This is a genomic window from Serratia nevei, from assembly GCF_024160145.1.
Classification (GTDB): domain Bacteria; phylum Pseudomonadota; class Gammaproteobacteria; order Enterobacterales; family Enterobacteriaceae; genus Serratia; species Serratia nevei_A.
This window is the reverse complement of record NZ_JAMYWQ010000099.1, coordinates 1-956: the sequence shown is the minus strand read 5'-3', so window position 1 is coordinate 956 and position 956 is coordinate 1. Positions and strand designations below refer to the sequence as shown.

Annotated in this window: 1 protein-coding gene; it reads left to right on the top strand. The window is 54.5% G+C overall.

Features of this window, described 5'->3' with window-relative positions:
- Positions 1-82: 82 nt before the first annotated feature.
- Positions 83-956: IS4 family transposase (locus M6G53_RS24895; RefSeq protein ID WP_253335217.1), on the top strand; the 874-nt coding region annotated here is incomplete at its 3' end.

Genomic DNA, 956 nt, shown 5'->3' with positions numbered 1-956 from the left:
TAATGCCGATCGTTTAAGGATCAATTGACCGATCCTGTGGTTGCTGTACAAAGGGTCCATGGCATCGTCATGGACCCTTAAAATGGAACTTTCCCAGGCTCTTGGCATTATCAATTTCACCACACCCGAGCGAGCTCGTTCTCTTTCCGACCTTATTCCCGCTGAATTTATCCAGCAAGCCCTGACGCTTACCGATACCGTCACTCTGCGCAAGCGAAAACTCCCTCTTGAATCGATGATTTGGCTCGTTGTCGGCATGGCGGTCTTCTGCAGCCGCCCGATAACTGAAATCGTTGGCCTGATGGATATTGTGGACCGAAACGGATGCCCGTTCACTGCCCGCAGTTCGGTTATCCAGCGCCGTAAAACGTTGGGTGAAGATGCCGTGCGTGAACTGTTCGATATCACTCAGCGATTCTGGAATCAGCAGGCGGCACACCCACGCTGGCATGGGCTGAATCTCTTTGCGGTGGATGGCGTGGTCTGGCGCACGGCAGATACACCGGAAAACAGTGCTGCTTTCAGCAGAACCCGCAATCAGAACGGCGAGGCGAACTATCCGCAGGTGAGAATGGTGTGTCTGATGGAGCTGAGCAGCCATCTTATCAACGCCAGTGCCTTTGACAGTGAACAGGTCAATGAAATGGTACTGGCAGCTCAACTGGCAGAAAAAACGCCGGATAACAGCATTACCCTGTTTGACAAGGGGTTCTACTCTCTGGGGTTGCTTCACCACTGGCAGCAGGCTGGTAAGGCTCGGCACTGGTTGCTGCCGCTGAAAAAGAATACCCAGTATGAAGTGCTCCATCGTCTGGGGCGTGGTGATGAGTTGGTGACGCTGAAAACCAGTCCGCAGGCCCGAAAGCAGTGGCCGGAACTTCCTACGACGCTGACGGCAAGACTGCTGACCCGGAGAGTGGATGGGAAAGAGCGCCAGGTGCTGACGTCGCTGGCGG